The organism is Curtobacterium sp. NPDC089185 (genome assembly GCF_040685235.1).
In the GTDB taxonomy this organism is placed as follows: domain Bacteria; phylum Actinomycetota; class Actinomycetes; order Actinomycetales; family Microbacteriaceae; genus Curtobacterium; species Curtobacterium citri.
Genome location: NZ_JBFBHK010000011.1, coordinates 23,373 through 46,947, shown reverse-complemented (window position 1 = coordinate 46,947; position 23,575 = coordinate 23,373). Strand labels below are relative to the sequence as shown.

The window sequence follows — 23,575 nt, the reverse complement described above, 5'->3', positions numbered from 1 at the left end:
GTTCCTTTCACGCGCTCGGGGCGAGCACGTCGAAGACGCGGCTGGTCTCGATGCCGAGCATCTTCACGGCGATGTTGGCACCGATCATGGCGGTGGGGAGGTTGATGTTGCCGCGGGTGATCGACGGCATGATCGAAGCGTCCGCGACGTAGAGGCCGTCGACGCCGTGGACCTTCCCGTCGGCGTCGACGACAGCCTGCGGGTCGTGTGCGGGCCCCATCTTGCAGCTGCCTGCGGGGTGGCAGTAGTTGACGATGTCGTCCAACGGCGCGTGGCCGCGGGGCACCGGGTCGCCGAGGACGGCGGCGAGTTCGGGCTGTTCGGTCATCCGATGGAGCAGCTCGAGCGACTCGGCGAGGACCTGCCGGTCGTAGCCCTCGGGGTCGGTGCCGTACCGGTGATCGACGACCGGCTTGCTGATGTCGAGATCCTTGTTCAGGGTGACGACGCCCTCCGACTTCGCCCGCATCGCGCCGCCGTAGAGCGAGATGGGCGGCAGCCCCGGGTGGCCGGAGTTGCTGCCGGCGACCATGAACACGTGGATGTCGTACGGCCCGTCGTCGCAGCGGCTGGATCGTGCACGTCCGACGGTCTGCTCGTCCGGGAACCACCCGAGCTTCTCGAGGTCGGTCACGAGACCAGGACGGCCGGCGAAGTCGACCGCGACGCAGGAGTGGTCGAGGAGGTGCTTGCCGACGCCAGCGACGTCGGCCGTGACCGGGACGCCGAGTTCATCGAGCTCGGCGGCGGGGCCCACGCCCGATTTCAGGAGGATGGCTGGGGAGTGGTAGGCCCCGGCCGCGACGACGACTCGTCCCGCGCTGATGTAGTGGGAGCCGGTGCCCGTCGTGAGCCAGGCGCCGACGGCGACGCCGTCCTGGACGTCGATGCGCTCGACGGCGGTGAGTCCGGCGATGGTGAGTCCGGGTCGGTCGCGGACGGCGTCGAGGAACGCGAAGGCGGCGTTGTAGCGGACGCCGTCGACGATGTTGACCGGCATCGGTCCGATGCCTTCCGCGGCGGCGATGTCGTCGAGGTCGTCGGCGAAGGGCAGCCCTGCTGCGGTTCCGGCGTTGACGAAGGCGCGCTGCGGTTCGGTGAGTTCGGTCATCGTGTAGCGGCGGGACTTGAAGCGGTCCCGCACCGTCTCGAGGATCGGAACCACCGATGCTGCTTCCCAGCCGGGGTTGCCCTCGGCTGCCCAGCCGTCGTAGTCGGCTGCGGCGCTGATCGAGACGGTGCAGCCGTTGTGTGACGAGCAGCCGCCGACGACCCGTGCGCGCGGGAGGTCGAGGACGCCGTCGCCGGAAGTGTTGTGGGTGGTGATGTCGTAGTCGTGGGAGAGCGGGATGGTACGGGCGTCGAGGACGTCCTCGGGCCAGTTCCCGTCGGCCCGGGGGCCGTAGTCGGGTCCTGCTTCGACGAGGAGGATCTGCTCATCGCTGTTGCCGGCGAGGGCGGCGGTGAAGGCGGCGCCTCCGGTACCAGCGCCGATGACGAGGGTGTCGACGCGTGCAGGGAGTGTCGGGGTGGGCAGTGCAGTGCTCATGGTGTTCCTGGTTCCGTGCGGAGGTGGCTCAGTCGATGTCGGGGAGTTCGCCGGCGTGTTCCATCCAGCCGCGCTTGCCGGGGCGGAGGTTGCGGGCGAAGAGGATCACGAGGCCGCTGATGACGTACGCGGCGGCGATGAACGGGGCGAACAGGATCGGGGACGCTGGCAGCGGGACGATGCTGTTGTAACCGATGAGGATCAGTGCGGCGGTGGAGATGATCGGGGCGACGACGTGCGCCCAGATGCTGAACTCGCCGGGTACGCGCTTCCGGAAGAAGAGGAACGCGGCGATGTTCATCATGATGAAGATCGGGATGTAGACGAAGGTGCCCGTGGTGCCGAGCATGTTGAACAGGTTCACCGGTCCGAGCGGAACCCCGACGCCGAGGCAGATGATCAGCGCGACCGCGGACTGCAGCACGACGGCGACGAGCGGGGTGCGGTACTTCTCGTGCACGATGGTCAGCGCCTTGGGGAGAGCGTCGGTGCGGGCGATGCCGTAGAGGGTGCGCGTTGCGCTGGTGGTGCACGCGATACACACGCCGAGGCCGGAGTTCACCAGGGCGATGAGGACGATGATCGAGCCGCCCGCCCAGAGCCGGTCGGAGAGGACGAAGGCGGGAGCGGTTGCTGATGTTGCCAGGGAGTCGAGCTTGTCGGTGCCCCAGCCGATCTGCAGTCCCCACGCGGTGACGACGTAGAAGACGCCGATGAGGATGAGGGATCCGATGATGGCCTTCGGGATGATGCGCTTGGGGTCGCGGGATTCCTCGCCGACTGCTGCGGCGCTCTCGAACCCGGTGAACGCGAAGATCGAGAGCACGACGGCGAGGAAGAAGCCAGAGGAGCTCGGGATGCTCGTCGGGTTGAAGCCGGAGACGTTGACTCCGCCGGGGCCGGGCGAGAACAGGCCGGTCACTGCCAGACCGAGGCCGACGACCATCTCGAAGCAGGTCATGACGACGAGGAACCGGACCGAGATGGTGATTCCTCGGTAGGCGCAGGCGAAGCAGATCACGAGGATCACTGCCGAGTACACCCACCAGGGGACGCCGAAGCCGTACTTGCCAGCGAGCTCGCTCTCGAGGACGGAGCCGGTGAAGGCGGCAAGCGCGGCGGGGACGATCGCGACGGACAGGCCGTACAGCCAGCCGACGATGAAGCCCGACTTGGGGCCGATGCCCGCGGAGACGTACGTGTAGAAGCCGCCCGCGGAGGGCAGGTGCCGTGCCAGCCCGACCATGGGCGCTGCGAGCACGAGGCAGATCAGGAAGGCCGCGAGGTAGGTCAACGGGGCGGCTCGGCCGGCCTGCGAGGTCGTGAACGCGATCGTGTAGAAGATGCCGAGCGTCGGCGAGATCTGCGCGATGGCTTGCATCAGCGCTCCGCCGAGGCCGATCGAACCGGTGCCGAGATCGGTCGAGATCGTGTTCGGTGCCGGGTCCGTGCCGGTCGTGACTCGTTGAGCGTCGCTGGTGGTCATGAAGGTCTCCGTCAGTGGGCGTCGTTGCCGATGCGGGAGAACATAGCACAGATAGGGCGTTAGTTCGAACATCGGCAATGTTCATTAGACCGACTGGATGTTCGCTTTGGTGTTTCCGCCTGGTTACGAGTGTGTTCCAGAGCTCGTGGGACGCGGCTAGGAGGCCAGGTGAACGGACTGGGTAGCTTGTTGGAGCGCGGACAAGGCGCCACCGGGCAGGTCGTCGCTCGTGACGACGCAGTCGGGCTTGTCGATCGCGCAGACATCGGCGAACGCGAGGCGCCCGAACTTGCCGGCGTCCACGGCCGCAACGCACGTCGCAGCGCTGGCAAGCGCAGCGCGTTTGACCGCTGCGTCCTCGGCGTTCCACTCCGTGAAGCCCTCGGCGATGGTGAAGCCGCTCGCCGTGAGGAGGTAGCGATCGAAGTGGTGCCGTCCGAGGTAGTCGATCGTCTCGGATCCCGTGAGGCTGAGCTCCCCGGGCCGCGCCACACCCGGCGGGAGGAGCAGGGTGACGCTCGTGGACCGTTCGAAGGCCCATGCCACCCGAAGACTGAGAGGGCAGATGGTCACTCGACGGGTGGACAGCTCGGCTGCAAGGGCGAGCCCCGTCGACCCACCATCAAGGACGACGGTCTCACCGTCACGGACCAGGCCTGCGGCAGCGGCTGCCACGGCACGCTTCTGCGACGCGTTCATCCGCTCACGCAGGACGAACGGCGGTTCGAAACTCGCTCTGGGCGTCAGCCGGGCTCCACCGTGGAACCGTTCGATGAGTCCGTCCTGCTCGAGGACCTCGAGGTCGCGGCGGACCGTCATCTCGGTCACATCGAGTACGCGCGCGAGCTCCGCGACACCCATGGTCTGCTGCCGCTGGAGGGCAGCGAGGAGGGCTTGGTGGCGGTCATCCTTAGCGCTCATCGCAGCTTCAAGCCCTTCTCGAGTACCCCCTCACCGTAGCGAACGAGACCGTCGCTTCTATCCCGGGTATCTCAAGATCCGGCGGTCGGTTGAGACGCTTGCCCGGACAGTCGCTAGAGCTGCGCAAGGACCTCGGCGGTGGTACCGGTCTCACCAAGCATCGGAAAAATCTTGGTGACGGCATGCTCGTGCGCGTCTCCGTCGTGATCGGTCATCGCGTCGGTAACGAGGGTTACGTTGAAGCCGGCGGAGTGTGCTTCGCGGGCGGTGCTGTCGACGCCGAAGCCGGTAGCAACGCCGGCGATGACCACATTCGTTACGCCGCGGGTACGGAGCCGGTCGGCGAGGTCGCTGTTGTGGAATGCACCCCAGGTGGTCTTGGTCACGGTGAGGTCGTCGGGCTGCTGGTCGAGCTCGGGCAGGAGCTCGTTCCAGTTGTCGGGGAACTGCATGTCTCCGGTCGGGGCTGCGGTGCGCCCCTCGGGCATACCGCCGACGTTGACGAGAACGACGGGGAGGTCTCGTTCACGGAACGCGGTGGTGAGCTTGGTGGTGTTCTCGATGACCGTGTCGAGGTCGTGGTGGTGCGGGAGGGACCGCTGGATTTCTTGCAGGTCGACGACGATGAGGGCGGCGTTGGGGTCGATCGTGGTGATGGGCACGAGGTTCTTCCGTTCAGGTGGAGGGGGTGGCGCGGCGGATGGTGCGGTCGCCGAGGGTGAGGGCTCCGGCGGCGAGGGTGACGCCGAGCATGATCAGGCCGAGGGTGCGCATGCCGTGGTCGGTAGCGCCGTCGCTGAAAACGACGCCGGTGACGGCGGTTGCGGCGATGGAGCCGATGTAGCTGAAGGTGCGGAACAGTCCCGATGCGGTACCGAACTGGTCGGCTGCGGCTCTGCTGTAGAGGGCGGTCTGCCCGCCGCTGGTGCTGGCACCCATGACGATCCCGAACGCGACGGTGATGACGATCACGATCCAGAGCGGCGTCGTGGAGGTCAGCAGGCAGGTCGCTGCGGCCGCGAGGACGCTGAGCCCGGCGGCCCAGAGCAGGGGGCCACGAACCGCGTTCCGACGAGCAATTGGGATGATCACGATCCCGCCGACGAGGGTCATCGGGAGCAGCAGCAGCCCCGCGGCAGTTTCGGTGACGCCGACGGCTGATTGCAGCCAGGCGGTCAGGCCGTAGAGGAGGACGGCGATGCAGAACATTACGAGGCCGAATCGAAGGTAGGTGGCGCTGAGTGCCTGGTTGGTGATGAGGAGCCGGACGTCGATGAAGGGGCTGAATGCGCGCCCTTCCCAGAGCACCATGCCGACCCAGAGAACAGCGGCGACAGCGAGGAGGGTCCAGTTCGCGTGTGGCAGCCCGAAGAGGAAGAGCAGGGTGGTGGTCATCGCGGCGGCGAACGCGACGATGCCGACGAGATCGAGCTTCCGGGCCAAGCCGGCGAACGTGAGCCGTTCGGAGCGGGTCTCGCTGGCTGGCACCCAGATGAGCGCGGAAACGAGCGTGATGGCGGCGACAGGAAGGTTCACGAAGAACACTGATCGCCATCCGAATGCTCCGACGAGTGCACCCCCGATGGGCAAGCCGAGAGATGCGATGGCGATGCCGGCGATTTGAAGGGCGCCCATGATCCCGCCGGGTGGTCGATCTAGGCCGGCGTCGGTGGCGCGGCGACGGATGAGCAGCATCGCGGTCGGGTACGCGCAGGACGTACCCAGGCCGATGAGGATGCGGGCAACGACGAGCATCAGCAGGTTCTGACCGAAACCGCCGAGCGTTCCGCCGAGGAGGACCAGGACGATGCCGGTGAGGAACACCCGGCGGGGGCCGAACACTTCCGCGGCCTTGCCGGCGGTGGGCTGCGCGATGGCGGTCGCGAGGTAGAGGACGGTGACCAGCGCGGTGGTCTGCCCGAGGGGTACTCCGATGCCGTGCGCGATCGGTGCGAGGGCGGTGGCGATCAGGGAGCTGTTGATCGGGTTCAGAGCCGAACCCAGGAGCATCGGCAGCGTGAACCGCAGTGGGAACGGCTTGCCGATCGTCGGGGCCGTGACCGTTTTTGGGGACGACAAAGAAACCCCTCTCAGGGTGTTAATGAGTGCGGCGGTACGCCGGAGGGTTAGTGCAGCTTCGTGCTGAGGGTTTGCAGCAGCGTCGCTGCCTCGTCCAGCACACGGATTTCGCGGGTGCTGAGTGAGGTGGTCATCGCTTCTGCGATGGCGACAGTGAGAGCGGTCCTCCCGGTCGTGATCCCGTCTCGGCCGGCGGCGGTGATCTGTATGATCACTCGTCGCCCATCGGTCGGGTCCGGTGTCTTGGCGACGAGCGCGAGGGCTTCCAGGCTGGCCACTGTTGTGTTGACTGCCTGCGGGCTGATCTGCTCACGTCGAGCTATTTCCGCCCCGGTGAGGCCGGATGGTTCACGCTCGAGCTGCGACAGGACTGCGAGTTGTGGGCCGCTCAGGTCACCGTCCGCCTTGAGGTCTTGCAGGCGTCGTCGAAACGCTCCGACCCCGACGCGGAGCGCACTCGCAACCGCTGAAACGTCCCGGGCCCTATCCTCACTCATATCATCAGGCTAGATTGATCAAGTTCGGTTGTTAACTCGAACCCTGCTAGGGGTTCTCGATAGCCGATCGGTGGACGAGACAGGGGTGGGTACAGCGAAAGCTGCTTGGCTTGGCGAACCAGCAGCAGCACGAACAGCGGAGGTCACGGGAATGGATGCAGTTTGGCCGCTGTGGATCGTCGGAGGCGTGTTCCTCCTGCTCGGCGTGATCTTCGCAGCGGCCCCGGAGGAGGGTCGCGAGTTCTTCGCGCGGCAGGTCAGGGTCTTCTACGGCGAACGAGCCGCACAACGCTACCGAGCTTTGCCTACTGCTCTCTTTCGCGCGGTCGCGCTTGGGATGGTGGCAATGGGCGTTGTCCTCGGCTGCTTCGCGGCCGGACTGCGATGACGTCGGCCCCAGGACTGTCCAACTGAGTGGTGCTGCGGCCGTCCGGTAGCCGATCGCCTGCCGGACACGCACGACGTACGCGTCGTGGGGAGCCAGAACCAGTTCGGAGCTACCCTCTATCGTCGGATGATGCAGACGCGGTTCGATGACTGGAGCGGACCCGACGTTGCCGGACCTACTGACCTGCAGCGACGGTCCAGGGTAGTGTCATTGGCCGACTTGGCAGTCACGGCGGCCAGCCTGGTGATGGCGTATCTGGCCACGCCAGTCGCCTGGTTCTGGGTTCTCCTCAGTCAAATGGCGTTCGACGGATGCGCGGCGGAGACCGCGCATTGCAACTACCAGGCAGGGTCGATAGTGCTCATTGGGCACCCGCTCATCACCATCGCCGCGCTTGTGTTCGGGTCACACTGGGCAGTAGCGCGTCGTCGGGAACGGCGGCTTGCCTCGTTCGTCGGTCTGAGCACCCTCGGCGGTGTGATCGTGATCTTCTTCGTAGCCGAGTTCGCCACGCACGTAGCTTCGGGCGGACGCCTCTTCGGTGCACCTGCCTAGACGGCGGGAGTGACCGGCTGTCCGGCAACGGATCCGCTCTCGGACGCGTTTGCCCGAGAGCGGATCGGTCTGGTCAGCGGTCGGGGTGAGCTTGGCGGTCGATGCAGCGGTAGACGGTTGCTCGTCCGATGCCGAACAGCTCGGCGAGCTCGGCGACCGAGTGCGTGCCGGCTTCGTGCACCTCGAGGAGATGTCGTTGCTGCGCGGCGCTGAGCTTGGGCTGTCGCCCGCGGAGGTGCCCCTTTGCCTTGGCGATCTGTATCCCCTCGCGCGTTCGGGCTCGAATCAGGTCTGATTCGAACTCAGCCACCATCGCGAGGACGTTGAACAGCAGCCGGCCCACGGGGTCGTTGGGATCGTGGACAGAGCCCCCGATGTTGAGCTTGACGTTCTTCGCGGTGAGTTCATCGACGATGTCCTTCGCGTCGCGGAGGCTCCTGGCTTATCGGTCCAGCTTCGCGATCACCAAAGTGTCGCCGTCACGGCAGGAAGCGAGCGCTTCGCGGAGACCGGGTCGTGAACGATTCGTGCCGGTCAGGCCGTGGTCGGTGTGGATGTTGGTCGGAAGGACTCCAAGCCGTTCAAGCGCAACGCGCTGGGCGGTGAGGTCTTGTTCGTAGGTTGAGACGCGGACGTACCCGATGAGGAGAGCGTTCATGGCGCGAAGATCGGCTTCCTGCGCCTGGCTTGCGTCGTCTCACGCCGGATCCTCTACCGGCCTCTCGGCCATGGACGTTCGCTTTGATTACTCACGTCTAGGCCGGACGGGCCCATGCAGTGCGAAGCCGATCGCTCCCACCACCGCGAGCACCAATCCAAAAGCAGCGATGACCAGCCCGGCCGCCACGAGTCCGAGGTAGTCCTCCCCAAGACCGACGCCGAGAAGCGCCATGACAGGGCCTCCTGCCAGTGCCCCCGCGCCGATCGCAAGGCCGAGTACACGAGGCGGGAGCCGAGACAGCATGGTTGCATTCAACTCCTCACGATCGGTGGCCGATCATCGTTCGGCCCCGTCTCGATAGACGATCGGCTACTGAGACGGCAGCTTCGCCGCGAACGGCGAGGTCGGCCAGGTCGAACCGCGTTGTCGTCGAGATCGTTGAGAAGCCCGTGTTGCCTTCGCGCACACCGCCGCCATCGTCGCCAGTGGAACTGACAGGATCGACCTGTGACCGCCGCCCCCAGACCGCGCGAACTTCCGAACGTCGACTTGGACGCGGTCGCCGCGGGCATCCGCTCGCGAATCGAGACCTGGACGCGCGCCGGCCTTGACGTGTCTGCACTGACGTGGCGTGACGCCCGTGCGTCGTGGCCACAACCGCTGCCGACCGAGAGAGCTGAGGTCATCGAGCCAGAGTCGGTGGGCGTCATTGTGCGAGCAACCGACGGCCGAAGCGTCGAGCTCGTTCTTTGGCGCGGCGGATGGACGGACGGGTTCGTGCACACGACTGCCGGCAGTGTGCCGCTCATGGCCGACGTCACGGACTTCACCGACGTGGCCTCCTGCCTCCGCATGGTCGATGAGTCGATTGAGCTGCTCACTGGCTGACGCATCGTGGCGACCGACCCCGGGATGGCCTCCGCGCGCACACTGCTTCTCGGTCGGTTCATCTGACTAGTTCGCGGTCGACCGTCGAAGCGTCCGTTAGTCGATCGGCTAGCGGACAACCCAACTCTCGTGTTTGAGTCATCATCAGCAGTAGGTTCCCCAGAGGAGGGGCAGATGGCCAGCCACAACTTTCAGAGCTTGCGGGCCGCGGTGATTGCTGGATCACGGGCTAGCACCTGGGCGGCCCCGGTCGCGGAGTGGGAAGTGGCTGGCTTGGAGGAAGAACCAACGAGCACCGGGACCTGCGTGTGCGGCAACACCGGACTTCGCTACCTCTACGCAATCCGCAATCCGGGCACTGGCCACGAGCTAGCTCCTATCGGAAGCGTGTGCGTCGAGTACTTCGAGGTTCCCGAGTTGACGGAGGGCGTGTCTGCCCTCCGGAGGCCGTTTGACCTCCGAGCTGCGTACGTGAACCTCCGGCCCGTCGCCCTCACGACCGAGTACTCCTCTCGCGCGCTGCTCGCTGACCTGTGGGAGAACGGCGCCTTCCCCGACAACGGCTACAGGAACAACGGGGAGAACGACTACCGGTTCCTTCTTGACTGGTTCAATAGCCACAGTGCGCCCAGCCAGAAGGAACGGCGGAAGATTTGGGTCCTGGTGAACAGGACCATCCCGCAGTTCGTCCTGAGTGACGAGCGGCTGAGCTAGCGCGTAGTCCGGGCTGACCGGAGAGAAGACCCGGGGTGGTCAGTAGCCGATCGGTCACCGGTCTAGCGCCAGCGATAGAACGCTCACTTTGAGAAACCAAGCACCCGGCAGGCCACCGCGATCGGGATCCGGTGTGCGGCTCAAGCGAGTGGTGGCCGGCAGGCCTTTCAGTTTCCGGGCGCCGGTGACCGACCCGGCTGACAACTCGGTGGCCGCCCGTCCCTTCAGGGTTGTCTTCTACAACGGCTTCATGCCCGTCTCGGTCGACTATGGCAGCAAGACCAGCGGCGTCATCGTCGACGAGAAGGAGTCACGAAGTAGGCATGAGATGGCAGCCGAGGACTACGGCAATCGTCACGCCGAGGTCTGGGCTGGAGCGGCGGCCAGCTGCTCTACGGCCCCGATGAGTTCCAGGACAGACGCGAACCGCTTGTTGACGTCATGCGCTGTGCACTTCTGCACGACCTTCGCAACCTCATCCTCGCCGGTGAGCAGCGACTCCCGCCCAGAGAAAATGTACGACAGCACCCACCCGATCGAGTACATCTCGTTGGCCAAGCTGTAGCTCTTGAAATCATGCAGGACCGGGTCGCGGATGGTCCCACGCATGTCCGTCTCAGTGCGAGTGAATGTCGAAGCCTGAGCCTTGACGAGCCCGAAGTCGGACAGCTTCACGAGAACGGCCTCGCTCGCGTACACCTTGATCAGCACGTTCTGAAGGCTGACATCACGATGCAGGTGGCCCTGACTGTGGATGTAGTTCATCCCGTACAGGAACTGCAACGCCATGCGCTTTCGCGACGAAAACGACAGCGCTGCGTTGCGCTTGGAGATGTAGGCGCGGAGCGTGTCGTCACAGAACTCCATGCGGTACTCATTGCGGACCTCGTCGAACCTGAACACCTGGACGACGTACGGGAAGCTCAACGACTTCATCACGTCAAACTCCTGGCGGAATCGTTGAAGATCTCGATCGCTGATGCCGCGCTTGGCCGTCTTGACCGCGAACTTGATGTCATAGTTGGGATCAACGTAGCTGTAGACGTTCGCGTACGATCCGCTGCCGACCATCTTCAGTGCGGACGGCGTTGCCGCGGTCTCGAGGCGCACTGTGCCGTCACTGACAGTGAACACGGCATCGTATCGGCGTACGTCGACAGGTTCGTAGTCATCTGGAACGGTGCTGCCACCGCTTGGGGACAGCCAAAGCCCCGCATCCTCGAGTGCCTTTTCGTACTCAGGAAGCAAGATCACGTCAACGCCAGCGAGGGACAACTCGTGCAGGTCCTGCTTGATGTCAGCGATCAGCCCAAGCAACGCACGGCTGGGGTCTGCCCAGTAGTGCTGCGTCGTCTTCGCACGGTCGTTGATGGAAGTGAAGTGACTGTTCAACTGCTCGTGCAGGACGGCGAACATGTGCCCGAAGGCCGGGTCGTTCTCGTACAGGCGCGTGTACTGCCGCGAGGCCGCGATCTGCTTGTACTTCTCCCGCAGGTCGGCCAGCCGCATTTCGCTGAGGCTCGGCATCAATCGCTCCGTTCGCAGATCGGGCCGCGGCAGGTTGCTCGTGACCAACGCTGATACTGACAGATCTTCGTCTCAAACTGGTGGGCGAATTGGTCCGCCGATCGATCACCTAATGGTCGCGCCGCGGCCCCGCGGTGGAAACGGAGATTCGCTGTGATGCTGAAGCCGCGCGGGATTTGAGGGTTGTCAAAGCAGAGGGGCCGCAGACGCCCACAGACTGACCGCTTCGCGGTCCTGGACGCAGACCGCCTGTCTCACATGACCCGTCCGGAGACGTTCTCGGTGAAGGGGCGCCATCCGGACACGTCCACGGCTCGGGGAGAACGAGAACGCCCCGCCAGCCGAAGCCAGCAGGGCGCCCCCACGAGTCACACCGGGATCAGAAGTCCCAGTCCTCGTCCTCCGTCACGACGGCCTTGCCGATGACGTACGACGAGCCCGACCCCGAGAAGAAGTCGTGGTTCTCGTCCGCGTTCGGCGACAGCGCCGACAGGATCGCCGGGTTCACGTCCGTCGTCTCCTTGGGGAACATCGGCTCGTAGCCCAGGTTCATCAGCGCCTTGTTGGCGTTGTAGTGCAGGAACTTCTTGACGTCCTCGGTCAGCCCGACGCCGTCGTAGAGGTCCTGCGTGTACTGCACCTCGTTCTCGTAGAGCTCGAAGAGCAGGTTGAACGTGTAGTCCTTGATCTCCTGCTTGCGCTCCTCGGAAGCGCCCTCCAGGCCCTTCTGGAACTTGTAGCCGATGTAGTACCCGTGGACGGCTTCGTCGCGGATGATCAGGCGGATCAGGTCGGCGGTGTTGGTGAGCTTCGCCCGCGAGGACCAGTACATCGGCAGGTAGAAGCCGGAGTAGAACAGGAACGACTCGAGCAGCGTCGAGGCGACCTTGCGCTTCAGGGGATCGTCACCGGTGTAGTAGTCGAGGACGATCTGAGCCTTCTTCTGCAGGTTCACGTTCTCGGTGGACCAGCGGAAGGCGTCGTCGATCTCGGGCGTCGAGGCGAGCGTCGAGAAGATCGACGAGTAGCTCTTCGCGTGCACCGACTCCATGAACGCGATGTTCGTGTAGACGGCCTCTTCGTGCGGGGTGATCGCGTCGGGGATCAGGCTGATCGCGCCGACGGTGCCCTGGATGGTGTCGAGCAGCGTCAGGCCGGTGAAGACCCGCATGGTGAGCTGCTGCTCCTCCGGCGTGAGCGTGTTCCACGACTGCACGTCGTTCGACAGCGGCACCTTCTCGGGCAGCCAGAAGTTGTTGACCAGACGGTTCCAGACCTCGACGTCCTTGTCGTCCTGGATGCGGTTCCAGTTGATGGCACTGACCGCACTGATCAGCGGGATGGACTTGCCCGTGGCGTGGACCGGGTCGGTGAGGGTCATGGCTTTCTTCCGGGTGGTGGTGGACAGAACGATCAAGCGGACTGGAGGCGCGGGGCGGGGCCCGCCCCGCGCCTCCAGGGAGAGAGCAGCGGCTCTACAGCATGCAGCTGACGCAGCCCTCGACCTCGGTGCCCTCGAGGGCGAGCTGGCGCAGACGGATGTAGTAGATCGTCTTGATGCCCTTGCGCCATGCGTAGATCTGCGCCTTGTTGATGTCGCGCGTGGTGGCGGTGTCCTTGAAGAACAGCGTCAGCGACAGGCCCTGGTCGACGTGCTGCGTCGCCGCGGCGTACGTGTCGATGATCTTCTCCGCACCGATCTCGTACGCGTCCTGGTAGTAGTCCAGGTTGTCGTTCGTCATGAACGGCGCCGGGTAGTAGACGCGGCCGAGCTTGCCTTCCTTGCGGATCTCGATCTTCGACGCGATCGGGTGGATCGACGACGTCGAGTGGTTGATGTACGAGATCGAACCGGTCGGCGGGACGGCCTGCAGGTTCTGGTTGTAGATGCCGTGCTCCTGGATGGACGCCTTCAGCGCCTTCCAGTCGTCCTGCGTCGGGATCGCGATGTTCGCGTCGTCGAACAGCGAGGCGACGCGCTGGGTCGCCGGCGTCCACGCCTGCTCGGTGTACTTGTCGAAGAACTCCCCCGACGCGTACTTCGAGTCGCGGAAGCCGTCGAACGTCTCCCCCGTCTCGATCGCGATGTTGTTCGAGGCACGCAGGGCGTGGAACAGCACCGTGTAGAAGTAGATGTTCGTGAAGTCGATGCCCTCTTCGGAGCCGTAGTACACGCGCTCACGAGCGAGGTAGCCGTGCAGGTTCATCTGGCCGAGGCCGATGGCGTGCGACTTGTCGTTGCCGTCCTCGACCGAGCGGACCGACGAGATGTGCGACATCTGCGACACCGAGGTCAGGCCGCGGATCGCGGTCTCGATGGTCTTGCCGAAGTCCGGCGAGTCCATCGTCAGCGCGATGTTCAGCGAGCCGAGGTTGCAGGAGATGTCCTTGCCGATCTCCTTGTAGGAGAGGTCCTCGTTGAAGGTCGTCGGGGTGTTGACCTGCAGGATCTCCGAGCACAGGTTGGACATGTTGATCCGACCCTTGATCGGGTTGGCCTTGTTCACCGTGTCCTCGAACACGATGTACGGGTAGCCCGACTCGAACTGGATCTCGGCGATGGTCGTGAAGAAGTCACGCGCCTTGATCTTCGTCTTCTTGATGCGCGGGTCGTCGACCATCGCGCGGTAGTTCTCGGAGATCGGGACGTCGCCGAAGGGGACGCCGTAGACCTTCTCGACGTCGTACGGCGAGAACAGGTACATGTCCTCGTTGTTCTTCGCGAGCTCGAACGTGATGTCCGGCACGACGACACCGAGCGACAGCGTCTTGATGCGGATCTTCTCGTCGGCGTTCTCGCGCTTGGTGTCGAGGAACTTCATGATGTCCGGGTGGTGCGCCGACAGGTAGACGGCACCGGCACCCTGACGCGCACCGAGCTGGTTCGCGTACGAGAAGGAGTCTTCCAGCAGCTTCATCACGGGGATGATGCCCGAGGACTGGTTCTCGATCTGCTTGATCGGGGCGCCGGCCTCGCGGATGTTGGAGAGGAGCAGGGCCACGCCGCCGCCGCGCTTCGAGAGCTGCAGCGAGGAGTTGATGCCGCGCGAGATCGACTCCATGTTGTCCTCGATGCGGAGGAGGAAGCAGGAGACGAGCTCGCCGCGCTGGGCCTTCGCCGTGTTGAGGAACGTCGGGGTCGCGGGCTGGAAGCGGCCGGCGACGATCTCCTCGACGAGGTCGATCGCGAGCTGCTCGTTGCCCTGCGCCAGGCCGAGGGCGGTCATGACGACGCGGTCCTCGAAGCGCTCGAGGTAGCGCTTGCCGTCGAACGTCTTGAGCGTGTAGCTCGTGTAGTACTTGAACGCACCGAGGAACGTCTGGAACCGGAACTTCTTCGAGTACGCCAGGTCGTTGAGCTGCTGGATGAACTCCAGCGAGTACATGTCGATCGTCTCGCGCTCGTAGTACTCGTTCTCGACCAGGTAGTCGAGCCGCTCCTTCAGGTTGTGGAAGAAGACGGTGTTCTGGTTGACGTGCTGCAGGAAGAACTGCTTGGCAGCCTCACGATCCTTGTCGAACTGGATGTTCCCGTTCGCGTCGTAGAGGTTGAGCATCGCGTTGAGGGAGTGGTAGTCCATCCCCGTCTGCGGCGACGTCAGATCGACGTCTGCAACTGCTGCGTCCAAAATGCATCCAATCCTTGGTTGACCGCCTGGACGTCGTCCGGCGTTCCGAAGAGTTCGAACCTGTAGAGCAGAGGGACGCCGCACTTCTGCGCGATGACGTCCCCGGCGAGGCCGTAGGCCTCGCCGAAGTTCGTGTTGCCCCCGACGATCACGCCGCGGATGAGCGAGCGGTTGCGTTCGTCGTTGAGGAACTTGATGACCTGCTTGGGCACCGCGCCCTGCCCGTTGCCGCCCCCGTACGTCGGCAGGACGAGCACGTAGGGCTCGTCGGCCTGGAGGAACGGATCACGCGGGTGGAGCGGGATGCGGTCCGCGTCCCTGCCGAGCTTCTCGACGAAACGGGCCGTGTAGCCGGAAACGCTGGAGAAGTAGACGAGGCGACTCATGCGCGCGCTCCTTGGGAGAGGTGCGGACAGCAGATCGGGGGTGGCCCGTCGGAGGCGGTGCGTGCCTCCAGGCCGGCGGAGGTGCGGGTCCCGTGACAGGACCCGCACGCATCACGCGAGTTCGGCGCTGAGCGTCGCGATCTTGTCGGGACGGAAGCCCGACCAGTGGTCGTCGTCGGTGACGACGACGGGGGCCTGCATGTAGCCGAGGCTCTTGACGTGCTCGAGCGCTGCCTCGTCCGCGGAGACGTCGAGGACCTCGTACTGGATGCCCTTGTTGTCGAGGGCGCGGTACGTCGCGGTGCACTGGACGCAGGACGGCTTGGTGTAGACGGTGACGGCCATGATCTCCCCTGGTTCTTGCTGGGTGTTCCGATGCTGTGGAGGTGGTGCTGATGCTTGTCCGCAGACACGGTCCGGGAGGGGCCGCTGCGATGACTCCACACTACATCTAGTGGCTGGCCGCCGCACCGACCACAAGAGGAAGTGTTACAGCCGTGTAGTTCTCCACAAGCTCTCCACAGTGTGAACACCTCGGGGAGGCCCGTGATTCCGCCAGTCTGGGGCCGACCACCGACACTTCCCCACACACGTGGACAGGTTCGATCCACATGTGTGGAATCCGACGATCGGCGTGTCGCGGAGGGCCCTCCGGAGGTCGCTCGTCCCCAGCGCCCCCGGACGGGTGACAGCCCCTTCCGTCCGGTCCGTACACTCGTCTCGTGAGTGCCTACGGACCCCTGCTGAAGACCCCCGGCGTCGGTCGCGTCATCGCTGCGCAGCTCACCGCCCGGTTCCCGTTCGGCATGCTGTCGCTCGCGTACCTGCTGCACGTCGAGCACATCTTCGGCTCGTACGGCGCCGCCGGTCTCGTGCTCGCGACGACCAGCATCGGCCAGGCGATCGCCGGACCGCTCACCAGCCGGTGGATGGGCAGCTGGGGCATGCGCCCGGTGCTCGTCCTGACCAGCGCGGTCGCGCTCGTGAGCATGGGCGTCGTCGCGTTCGTGCTCATGCCGCTGTGGGCCTACGTGGTCGTCGGGTTCCTCGGCGGCCTCGCGGTGCCGCCCGTGCAGCCCGCGGTGCGCACCATCTACCCGAAGATGGTGACCTCGTCGCAGCTCACGCCCCTGTTCTCCCTCGACGCCAGCGCGCAGGAGCTCATCTGGGTGGCCGGGCCCGTCATCACGACGTTCGTCGCGACGCAGATCGGGACCGTGCAGGCGATCGTCGTCGCCATGGTGTTCCTGGTCGTCGGCGGCGTGTGGTTCATCGCCTCCCCCGAGCTCGGCCGCGTCCGCATCCCCCGGTCGAAGCGCGCGTTCGGCGTCGTGCTCCGGCGCCCCTCGGTCGTCGTGGCGACCCTGACCGGTCTGCTGCTCATCGGTGCGTGCTCCGCGGTCGAGGCGAGCGTCACGAGCGTCTTCGGCGAGGGCAGCCCGAACGCCGGCATCGTCCTCGCCGTGTTCGCGGTCGGGTCGCTCGCGGGCGGCCTCGCGCTCGGACACCGCCCGATCTCGCGCAACACCCTCTGGGCCCGCATGTCGATCGTCTTCGTCGGCCTCGCCCTGGCGGTCGGCGGCACCGACTTCTGGTGGCTCTGCCTGGCGCTCGTGATCGCCGGCGCCGGCATCGCGCCCGCCCTCGCGGTCATGTTCGGCTCGGTGTCGGCGACCGTGAAGTTCTCCGACACCGCCGAGGCCTACGGCTGGATGGGGACCGGGCAGCTCATCGGCGCGGCCGGCGGCTCCGCGGTGGCCGGGTTCCTCATCGACGCGAACGGCCCCACCGGCGGCATGACCGTCGGCGCCGTGATGGCCGCGGCCGGGGTGCTGCTCCCGCTGTTCACGAAGCGGTGGCTGCCGGACCTGCGCGGTCGCGACGCGAGCCCCCTGCCGGACACCGAGCCGGTCACGCTCCCGAGCTGACGCGGCACGCCGACGGGGCGGGCGCGCCTGGTCGGACCGGGCGTCCCTGGTCGGACCGGGCGTCCGCTCAGCCGGGAGGCACGACGCACCACCGCCACGGTCGGCAGGATGGGTGCATGGTCACCTCTCTCACCCTCCGTGACGGCGCGACGATCCCCGCGGTCGGGTTCGGCGTCTACAAGGTCGACGACACCGATGCCGAGACGGCCGTCGGTCTCGCCCTCGATGCCGGGTACCGGCACGTCGACACCGCCGAGATGTACGGCAACGAGACGGGCGTCGGGAAGGCGATCCGTGCCTCCCGACTGGACCGCGACGACGTCTTCGTCACGACCAAGGTGTGGAACGACCACCAGGGGCGCGACGCGACCCTGCGGGCGTTCGACGCCAGCCTCGAGCGGCTGGGACTCGACGCGGTCGACCTCTACCTGATCCACTGGCCGGCGGCGGCGAACGACCGCTACGTCGAGACCTGGCGGACGCTCGTCGAACTGCGCGAACAGGGTCGGGCACGGAGCGTCGGCGTCTCGAACTTCCAGGTGCCGCACCTGCAGCGCGTGATCGACGAGACCGGCGAGGTGCCGGCCGTCAACCAGGTGGAGCGGCACCCGTGGCTGCCGCAGCGGGAGCTGATGGCCTTCCACGCGCAGCACGGCATCGTGACCGCGGCGTGGTCGCCGCTCGGACGCGGGCGGCTCGTCGACGACCCCGTGCTCAGCGGCATCGCGGCGGCGCACGGGGTGAGCGTCGCGCAGGTCCTCGTGCGGTGGAACGTGCAGCAGGGGGTCGTGGTGCTGCCGAAGTCGGTCACGCCCGCGCGGATCCGGTCGAACCTCGACGTCGACGGCTTCGTGCTGACCGACGAGGACCTCGCGGCCATCGCGACGCTCGAGTCCGGCCAGCGGACGGGGTCGCACCCGGACGCCGTGTCCTGACGGGGCAGGACCGGCGTCGACTCGCCGGACCCTGACAGCGCGGGGCTGGCGCCGGTCAGCCCTTCCGGTCCTCCTCGGACTGCCACGGCAGGTGCAGGTCACCGGGCTCGGGCTCGACGTCACCGGCGTCGTCCGCACCACCGGTGCCCGGCGCAGCGACGACCCGCGACGGGTCGATCCCGTCCTGCTCGAGGTCCTCGTCACTGCGCTGCTGCGTCTGCGACGCGACGGTCTCCCGCTCACTCGACGGGCTGTAGGAGGTGTCGGCGGCGCGCTGCTCGGACTCGCTCACGCCGTCGCGGTCGTCGCCGTGCGCAGCGTCGCGCAGCGCGTCGTTGCGCGCGCGGTCGTCGGACGGCTCGGGGCCGCGGACGTCGGGGGTGTTGTCGCTCATGCCCCGCACAGTAGGCGTCGACCCTGGGGTACCGGTTCGGTCACGACGGCGCTGATCCGGTTCCCGCTCGGGTACGGTCATCCCGACGAAGGGGGATGTCGATGGGTCGGACGAGGACACGGGGCGCGACGGCCGTCGCGCTGGTGGGCGTGAGCACGCTGCTGTTGACGGGCTGCTCGCTGTTCGGCGACGACGCACCGTTGCCGGCGCCCACCGGACACGCGGCACCGAGCGCCTCCGCGACGCCGGGGCCCGTCGACGGGTCGGCTGCCGCCGACGCCACCGCTCAGCCCGTCGCGGCGCCGCAGGCGGTCCCGACCGGAACGGTGGTCGCGGAGACCGACGCCGTGTCGAAGTCCGGCGACACCGCGGTCCACGTCGAGGTCGTCGCGAACGACCACGGCACCTTCGACGCGGAGCTCTCCGGCTACCGCACCACGCAGCCGCAGCCGATGTCGGTGGAGTTCCGGCGCACGGCGCAGTACGGGGACGGCTACGACGGCCGCGCCGTGAGCACGACGAGGTGGGGCGCGCAGGAGCAGCCCCCGGCCGTCGTCAGCCTGGCCGCAGCAGGGGCGGATCCGGACTGGCTGCGCACCGTCGTGCTCGTGCCCGACCAGTCCGACGGTGACGACAGCGACCGCCCGTGGGTCCAGAAGGTGCTCGCGATCGGCACGCTGTCGTGGTCGATCCCGGACCCGGAGCCGGATCTCCACGTCACGCTCGGCAAGGCTCGCCCGGGCGCCTACGGCTACGCGTTCGACGCCGCCGACGAGACCCTCCGCGGGACCACCGGCACGCCGGTCAGCTACCGCGTCAACCAGGGTGACGACCTGATCACGATCGCGAAGCGCTTCGGCGTCACCGTCGCCCAGTTGCGGTGGCTGAACCCGCAGATGGAGACGGAGGGCGACGACTGGGTGATCAAGGGGACCCTGCTCAACCTCGACCCCGCCACGCGCTGACACCGGGCGCGGGCGCTGGTCCGTTACGCTCGACGGGCAGTCCGCACCACCCAGGAGGTCCCACCGTGACGATCGTCGCAGCCGCAGACGGCTCCGCACTCGGCAACCCCGGCCCGGCCGGCTGGGCCTGGTACGTCGACGACGACCGGTGGGCAGCCGGCGGATGGCCGAGGGCGACGAACAACATCGGTGAGCTCACGGCCGTGCTGCAGCTGCTCCGCGCCACGAAGGACACCGGCGAGCCGCTGCACATCCTGTGCGACAGCCAGTACGCGATCAAGGCGTGCACCGAGTGGCTCGCCGGGTGGAAGCGGAAGGGCTGGCGCAAGGCCGACGGCAAGCCGGTGCTGAACGTCGAGATCATCAAGGAGCTCGACGCCGAGCTGCAGGGCCGCAAGGTCACGTTCGAGTGGGTGCGCGGGCACGTCGGTCACGAGATGAACGAGGCGGCCGACGTCCGTGCCCGCGGCGCTGCGACGGCCTACCAGAACCGCACCGAGGTCCCGACGGGGCCGGGCTGGCCGGGCGTCGAGGTCACGGAGCCGTCGGCCCTCCCCGAAGCGACCCCGCCCGCGACGCTGTTCTGACGCGCGTCAGTACGTCCCGTCCCGCCGGTCCTGCCGCGTGATCTGCTCCCCCGACGCCGGGTCGACGCCCGACCGGGTGGTGGTCGTGGTCCGACGTCCGCCGAAGCCGACGGCGAGACTGATGATGAGCAGCACGACCCCGGCCGCCATCAGGATGTAGCCGATCAGGCGCAGGTCGACGCCCGCCACCTGGAAGTCCAACGCGAACGCGACGATGGCGCCGATCACGATCAGGGCGATGCTCGAGCCGATGCGCATGGCAGGTCCTTCCGATGGTCCCGACCGCCGGGTGGCTCGGGGTTCCCACCGAACCTACCGAGAGTTCAGCAGCGACGTTCCCACAGGGCGACGGTGCTCCGCAGGTGGTCGTACCGGTACGGCTTCGTCTCCCCGGTCGGCTCGTACCCGAGGGCCCGCCAGAACGGCTCCGCCACGGCCGCGTTCGTCGCGACGATCCCGAGCCGCAGCCGGGTGACCGTCGAGGCCGAGCGCGCCAGGTCCACCACGGCGTCGTGCATCCGACGACCGAGCCCACGGCGGTGGGCACCGCCCCGCACGACGAGGAGGCCGACGAACGCGACGGCAGGGTCCGGGTACCCGACGAGCACGTCCGTGAACGCCACGAGCTCGCCCCCGTCCCACAGCCCGAGGCCGTGCTTGCCGGACGGGTCGAAGCCGTCGGGCACCGAGATGAGCGCGCTCAGCCCGTCGGACGGCCCCGGCGGGTACCCGGTGATGCGTTCCGCGTACGACGGCACACTCTCGAGCAGGCCCTGCAACGCCTCGACGTCGTCGGGACCCAGCAGACGGAGCGACAGCGCCACGATCAGTCCACGTCCACCTCGGACCAGCCGTCGAAGCGGCCGATCTCGGTCACCCGCACGACGGCCTCGCCGGTCTCGTCCGACGCGTCGAGGTCGATCGTGGCCGAGAACCCGAAGTCCTTGTCCCCGGACGGGTCGGCGAAGATCTGCCGCGCCCGCCAGGTGCGCCCCGCGCCGTCCTCGTCGAGCACGAGGTACTGCATCGAGCGGGCGTCCCCGTCGGTGCCGATGGTGTCGTGCTCGTCGTAGTACTCCTCGAGCACGGCGTCCCACTCGTCCTGACCGAAGCCCGCTGCACCGTCGAGGGCGGCGAGCCCCGCGACGTCGTCCGCCGCCGCGAGCAGCACCCGCTGGAAGAGCGCGTTCCGCACGAGCACCCGGAACGCCCGCGGGTTGCCGGTGAGCCGGGCGGGCTGCGGCGGTGCGATCTCGTCGTGTTCCGCTGCGGCCTCCGCCACGTCGCCGTTGACCAGGGCCTCCCACTCGTCGACGAGCGACGAGTCGGTCTGCCGGACGACCTCGCCGAGCCACTCGATCAGGTCGTCGAGTTCGGGGGTCCGCTGTTCCTCGGAGATGGTCTGCCGCATGGTCCGGTACGCGTCGGACAGGTAGCGGAGCACGAGTCCCTCGGAGCGGGTGAGCTGGTAGAACCGCACGAAGTCGCCGAAGGTCATCGCCCGCTCGTACACGTCGCGCACGACGGACTTCGGGGAGAGCCGGAAGTCGAGCACCCACGGCTGCTCGGCGGCGTACGCCTCGTAGGCGGCGGTGAGCAGCTCGTCCAGCGGCTTGGGCCACGTGACCTCCTCGAGCAGCTCCATCCGCTCCTCGTACTCGATGCCCTCCTGCTTCATCCGGGCGACGGCCTCGCCGCGCTCCTTGAACTGCTGCTGCGCGAGGATCGCCCGTGGGTCGTCGAGGGTCGCCTCGACGATGGACACCATGTCGAGCGCGTACGTGGGCGACTCCGGGTCGAGCAGCTCGAACGCGGCGAGCGCGAACGGCGACAGCGGCTGGTTGAGGGCGAAGTTGACCGGCAGGTCGACGGTCATGCGGTACTGCCCGTCGATCTTCTCGATCACCCGGGCGTTCACGAGCGTCCGTGCGATGGACAGCGCGCGTCGGGCCATGTCGAGCTGTCGCGCGCGCGGCTCGTGGTTGTCGAACACGAGCGAGCGCACCGACGCGAAGGAGTCGCCACCTCGTGCGACGACGGCGAGCACCATCGCGTGCGTGATCCGCATCCGCGACACCATCGGTTCGGGTTCCGCCGCGATGAGCCGGTCGAACGAGGCCGGCCCCCACGACACGAAGCCCTCGGGCGCCTTCTTCTTCTTGACCTTGTTCTTCTTCTTCGGGTCGTCCCCGGCCTTGGCGACGGCGCGGGCGTTCTCGATCTCGTGCTCGGGGGCCTCGGCGACGACGTCACCCTCGGTGTCGTACCCGGCACGGCCGGCGCGACCGGCGATCTGGTGGAACTCGCGCGCGGACAGCTGCCGCATGCGGGACCCGTCGAACTTCGTCAGCCCGGTGAGCAGCACGGCGCGGATCGGCACGTTGATCCCGACCCCGAGGGTGTCGGTGCCGCAGATCACGGGCAGCAGTCCCCGCTGCGCGAGCTGCTCGACGAGCCGCCGGTACTTCGGCAGCATCCCCGCGTGGTGCACGCCGATGCCGGCGCGGATGAGTCGCGAGAGGGTCTGCCCGAAGCCGGCGCTGAAGCGGAACCCGGCGATGGCGTCGGCGATCTCGTCGCGCCGCTCTCGCGATGCGACCTTGACCGACATGAGCGCCTGCGCCCGCTCGAGCGCCGCCGCCTGCGCGAAGTGCACGATGTAGACGGGCGCCTTGCCCTCCTCGAGCAGCCGTTCGACCGTCTCCTGCACGGGCGTGAGCACGTACTCGTACGACAGCGGCACGGGCCGCGAGACCCCGGTCACGCGAGCGGTCGGACGCCCGGTCCGGCGCGACAGGTCGTCGGCGATGGTGGTGACGTCACCGAGGGTGGCGGACATGAGCAGGAACTGCGCCCGCTCGAGCACGAGCAACGGCACCTGCCAGGCCCACCCGCGGTCGGCGTCGCCGTAGAAGTGGAACTCGTCCATGACGACGACGTCGACCTCGGCGTCCGGACCCTGCCGGAGCGCGGTGTTCGCGAGGATCTCGGCCGTGCAGCAGATGATCGGGGCGTCGGCGTTGACGCTCGAGTCGCCCGTCACCATGCCGACGTTCTGCGCGCCGAACAGGTCGACGAGCTGGAAGAACTTCTCGGACACGAGCGCCTTGATCGGTGCCGTGTAGTAGCTGCGCTTCCCCTCGGCCATCGCCGCGAAGTGCGCGCCGGCGGCGACGAGCGACTTGCCGGTACCGGTCGGAGTGCTGAGCACGACGTTCGCGCCCGACACGAGCTCGATGAGCGCTTCGTCCTGCGCCGGGTAGAGCGGTCGTCCGCCGGCCTCGGCCCAGTCGGCGAATGCCTGGTAGACCGCGTCGGGGTCGACGGCGCCGTCGACCGCCGCCGGCAGGGCGGCGACGAGTGGCGGGGCGGTGGTGACGTCGGTCATGGGTCCATCCTCCCAGGTGGGTGGTGACCGGGCGACGGACGGGAGGCACGGTGCGGCCCCGCCACGCGCCTCCCGGCCGACGCCCTGTCGCCTTTCAA

23 protein-coding genes and 1 pseudogene are annotated in these 23,575 nt (G+C 67.2%); 8 read left to right on the top strand and 16 right to left on the bottom strand.

Annotated elements, in window-relative coordinates:
- Positions 1-7: 7 nt before the first annotated feature.
- From AB0N84_RS12175 to AB0N84_RS12150, 6 genes are all read right to left on the bottom strand, one after another.
- The gene (locus tag AB0N84_RS12175) at positions 8-1,549 is read right to left on the bottom strand and encodes a GMC family oxidoreductase (protein ID WP_363546595.1); all 1,542 of its coding nucleotides are present in this window, start codon (positions 1,547-1,549) and stop codon (positions 8-10) included.
- Positions 1,550-1,577: 28 nt separating this feature from the next.
- Positions 1,578-3,035 carry an APC family permease gene (locus tag AB0N84_RS12170; protein WP_363546592.1) on the bottom strand — a complete coding sequence of 486 codons (1,458 nt, stop codon included), beginning with the start codon at positions 3,033-3,035 and terminating at the stop codon, positions 1,578-1,580.
- A 156-nt stretch (positions 3,036-3,191) separates the two neighbouring features.
- Entirely contained in the window at positions 3,192-3,956 is a 765-nt protein-coding gene (locus tag AB0N84_RS12165; RefSeq protein WP_363546589.1) for a DeoR/GlpR family DNA-binding transcription regulator, read from the bottom strand.
- Positions 3,957-4,069: 113 nt separating this feature from the next.
- The gene (locus tag AB0N84_RS12160; RefSeq protein WP_363546586.1) at positions 4,070-4,618 is read right to left on the bottom strand and encodes an isochorismatase family cysteine hydrolase; all 549 of its coding nucleotides are present in this window, start codon (positions 4,616-4,618) and stop codon (positions 4,070-4,072) included.
- A 13-nt stretch (positions 4,619-4,631) separates the two neighbouring features.
- Entirely contained in the window at positions 4,632-6,035 is a 1,404-nt protein-coding gene (locus AB0N84_RS12155; RefSeq protein WP_363546583.1) for an MFS transporter, read from the bottom strand.
- A 47-nt stretch (positions 6,036-6,082) separates the two neighbouring features.
- Positions 6,083-6,532: a MarR family transcriptional regulator gene (locus AB0N84_RS12150; protein ID WP_363546580.1), complete on the bottom strand. Its 450-nt coding sequence runs from the start codon at positions 6,530-6,532 to the stop codon at positions 6,083-6,085.
- Positions 6,533-6,719: 187 nt separating this feature from the next.
- Here AB0N84_RS12150 and AB0N84_RS12145 point away from each other — a divergent pair, with 187 nt between their 5' ends.
- Complete coding sequence (locus AB0N84_RS12145; protein ID WP_363546577.1) at positions 6,720-6,920, top strand: hypothetical protein; 201 nt, start codon at positions 6,720-6,722, stop codon at positions 6,918-6,920.
- 204 nt (positions 6,921-7,124) lie between these two features.
- The gene (locus AB0N84_RS12140) at positions 7,125-7,475 is read left to right on the top strand and encodes a hypothetical protein (RefSeq protein ID WP_363546574.1); all 351 of its coding nucleotides are present in this window, start codon (positions 7,125-7,127) and stop codon (positions 7,473-7,475) included.
- Between the two features lie 73 nt (positions 7,476-7,548).
- Here the strand turns inward: AB0N84_RS12140 and AB0N84_RS12135 are convergent.
- Positions 7,549-8,133 (bottom strand): annotated as a pseudogene (locus AB0N84_RS12135) (recombinase family protein).
- 510 nt (positions 8,134-8,643) lie between these two features.
- Between AB0N84_RS12135 and AB0N84_RS12130 the strand changes: the two are divergent.
- Both AB0N84_RS12130 and AB0N84_RS12125 read left to right on the top strand, forming a co-directional pair.
- On the top strand, positions 8,644-9,024 hold the full coding sequence (locus tag AB0N84_RS12130; protein WP_363546571.1) for a hypothetical protein: 381 nt from the start codon (positions 8,644-8,646) through the stop codon (positions 9,022-9,024).
- Between the two features lie 174 nt (positions 9,025-9,198).
- Positions 9,199-9,738: a hypothetical protein gene (locus AB0N84_RS12125; RefSeq protein WP_363546569.1), complete on the top strand. Its 540-nt coding sequence runs from the start codon at positions 9,199-9,201 to the stop codon at positions 9,736-9,738.
- Between the two features lie 354 nt (positions 9,739-10,092).
- Here AB0N84_RS12125 and AB0N84_RS12120 read toward each other — a convergent pair whose 3' ends face one another.
- From AB0N84_RS12120 to nrdH, 5 genes are all read right to left on the bottom strand, one after another.
- Complete coding sequence (locus tag AB0N84_RS12120) at positions 10,093-11,265, bottom strand: protein kinase family protein (protein ID WP_363546566.1); 1,173 nt, start codon at positions 11,263-11,265, stop codon at positions 10,093-10,095.
- Positions 11,266-11,644: 379 nt separating this feature from the next.
- Positions 11,645-12,646 (bottom strand): class 1b ribonucleoside-diphosphate reductase subunit beta, encoded by a 1,002-nt coding sequence (gene nrdF, locus AB0N84_RS12115; RefSeq protein WP_065963154.1) that lies wholly within the window; start codon positions 12,644-12,646, stop codon positions 11,645-11,647.
- A gap of 94 nt (positions 12,647-12,740) precedes the next feature.
- On the bottom strand, positions 12,741-14,846 hold the full coding sequence (nrdE, locus tag AB0N84_RS12110; protein WP_141719021.1) for a class 1b ribonucleoside-diphosphate reductase subunit alpha: 2,106 nt from the start codon (positions 14,844-14,846) through the stop codon (positions 12,741-12,743).
- Between the two features lie 17 nt (positions 14,847-14,863).
- Positions 14,864-15,280 carry a class Ib ribonucleoside-diphosphate reductase assembly flavoprotein NrdI gene (gene nrdI / locus AB0N84_RS12105; protein WP_182046291.1) on the bottom strand — a complete coding sequence of 139 codons (417 nt, stop codon included), beginning with the start codon at positions 15,278-15,280 and terminating at the stop codon, positions 14,864-14,866.
- Positions 15,281-15,391: 111 nt separating this feature from the next.
- A complete protein-coding gene (gene nrdH, locus AB0N84_RS12100) occupies positions 15,392-15,625 on the bottom strand; it encodes a glutaredoxin-like protein NrdH (RefSeq protein WP_058727719.1) in 234 nt (77 codons plus the stop codon).
- Between the two features lie 377 nt (positions 15,626-16,002).
- On the opposite strand from nrdH, the gene AB0N84_RS12095 reads away from it, so the two are divergent.
- Both AB0N84_RS12095 and AB0N84_RS12090 read left to right on the top strand, forming a co-directional pair.
- Complete coding sequence (locus AB0N84_RS12095; RefSeq protein ID WP_069713515.1) at positions 16,003-17,208, top strand: MFS transporter; 1,206 nt, start codon at positions 16,003-16,005, stop codon at positions 17,206-17,208.
- 116 nt (positions 17,209-17,324) lie between these two features.
- The gene (locus AB0N84_RS12090; RefSeq protein ID WP_363546559.1) at positions 17,325-18,143 is read left to right on the top strand and encodes an aldo/keto reductase; all 819 of its coding nucleotides are present in this window, start codon (positions 17,325-17,327) and stop codon (positions 18,141-18,143) included.
- A 55-nt stretch (positions 18,144-18,198) separates the two neighbouring features.
- Here AB0N84_RS12090 and AB0N84_RS12085 read toward each other — a convergent pair whose 3' ends face one another.
- Complete coding sequence (locus AB0N84_RS12085) at positions 18,199-18,537, bottom strand: hypothetical protein (RefSeq protein ID WP_182047612.1); 339 nt, start codon at positions 18,535-18,537, stop codon at positions 18,199-18,201.
- A 101-nt stretch (positions 18,538-18,638) separates the two neighbouring features.
- On the opposite strand from AB0N84_RS12085, the gene AB0N84_RS12080 reads away from it, so the two are divergent.
- Positions 18,639-19,502, top strand: coding sequence for a LysM domain-containing protein (locus tag AB0N84_RS12080; RefSeq protein ID WP_363546555.1), 864 nt, complete (start codon positions 18,639-18,641; stop codon positions 19,500-19,502).
- Between the two features lie 65 nt (positions 19,503-19,567).
- Entirely contained in the window at positions 19,568-20,089 is a 522-nt protein-coding gene (locus tag AB0N84_RS12075) for a ribonuclease H (RefSeq protein ID WP_363546552.1), read from the top strand.
- Positions 20,090-20,095: 6 nt separating this feature from the next.
- Here AB0N84_RS12075 and AB0N84_RS12070 read toward each other — a convergent pair whose 3' ends face one another.
- From AB0N84_RS12070 to AB0N84_RS12060, 3 genes are all read right to left on the bottom strand, one after another.
- Complete coding sequence (locus AB0N84_RS12070) at positions 20,096-20,347, bottom strand: DUF6458 family protein (protein ID WP_069713507.1); 252 nt, start codon at positions 20,345-20,347, stop codon at positions 20,096-20,098.
- Between the two features lie 65 nt (positions 20,348-20,412).
- A complete protein-coding gene (locus tag AB0N84_RS12065) occupies positions 20,413-20,913 on the bottom strand; it encodes a GNAT family N-acetyltransferase (protein ID WP_182047609.1) in 501 nt (166 codons plus the stop codon).
- Positions 20,914-20,915: 2 nt separating this feature from the next.
- The gene (locus AB0N84_RS12060; protein WP_363546548.1) at positions 20,916-23,477 is read right to left on the bottom strand and encodes a DUF3516 domain-containing protein; all 2,562 of its coding nucleotides are present in this window, start codon (positions 23,475-23,477) and stop codon (positions 20,916-20,918) included.
- Positions 23,478-23,575: the final 98 nt, after the last annotated feature.

Bases quoted from the DNA above. Each gene is read 5' to 3' on its own strand.
- AB0N84_RS12070 (WP_069713507.1), bottom strand. From the start codon at position 20,347: ATGCGCATCGGCTCGAGCATCGCCCTGATCGTGATCGGCGCCATCGTC.
- nrdI (WP_182046291.1), bottom strand. From the start codon at position 15,280: ATGAGTCGCCTCGTCTACTTCTCCAGCGTTTCCGGCTACACGGCCCGT.
- nrdF (WP_065963154.1), bottom strand. From the start codon at position 12,646: ATGACCCTCACCGACCCGGTCCACGCCACGGGCAAGTCCATCCCGCTG.
- AB0N84_RS12165 (WP_363546589.1), bottom strand. From the start codon at position 3,956: ATGAGCGCTAAGGATGACCGCCACCAAGCCCTCCTCGCTGCCCTCCAG.
- AB0N84_RS12175 (WP_363546595.1), bottom strand. From the start codon at position 1,549: ATGAGCACTGCACTGCCCACCCCGACACTCCCTGCACGCGTCGACACC.
- AB0N84_RS12170 (WP_363546592.1), bottom strand. From the start codon at position 3,035: ATGACCACCAGCGACGCTCAACGAGTCACGACCGGCACGGACCCGGCA.
- AB0N84_RS12060 (WP_363546548.1), bottom strand. From the start codon at position 23,477: ATGACCGACGTCACCACCGCCCCGCCACTCGTCGCCGCCCTGCCGGCG.
- AB0N84_RS12090 (WP_363546559.1), top strand. From the start codon at position 17,325: ATGGTCACCTCTCTCACCCTCCGTGACGGCGCGACGATCCCCGCGGTC.
- AB0N84_RS12125 (WP_363546569.1), top strand. From the start codon at position 9,199: ATGGCCAGCCACAACTTTCAGAGCTTGCGGGCCGCGGTGATTGCTGGA.
- nrdH (WP_058727719.1), bottom strand. From the start codon at position 15,625: ATGGCCGTCACCGTCTACACCAAGCCGTCCTGCGTCCAGTGCACCGCG.
- AB0N84_RS12120 (WP_363546566.1), bottom strand. From the start codon at position 11,265: ATGCCGAGCCTCAGCGAAATGCGGCTGGCCGACCTGCGGGAGAAGTAC.
- AB0N84_RS12080 (WP_363546555.1), top strand. From the start codon at position 18,639: ATGGGTCGGACGAGGACACGGGGCGCGACGGCCGTCGCGCTGGTGGGC.
- AB0N84_RS12085 (WP_182047612.1), bottom strand. From the start codon at position 18,537: ATGAGCGACAACACCCCCGACGTCCGCGGCCCCGAGCCGTCCGACGAC.
- AB0N84_RS12150 (WP_363546580.1), bottom strand. From the start codon at position 6,532: ATGAGTGAGGATAGGGCCCGGGACGTTTCAGCGGTTGCGAGTGCGCTC.
- nrdE (WP_141719021.1), bottom strand. From the start codon at position 14,846: ATGGACTACCACTCCCTCAACGCGATGCTCAACCTCTACGACGCGAAC.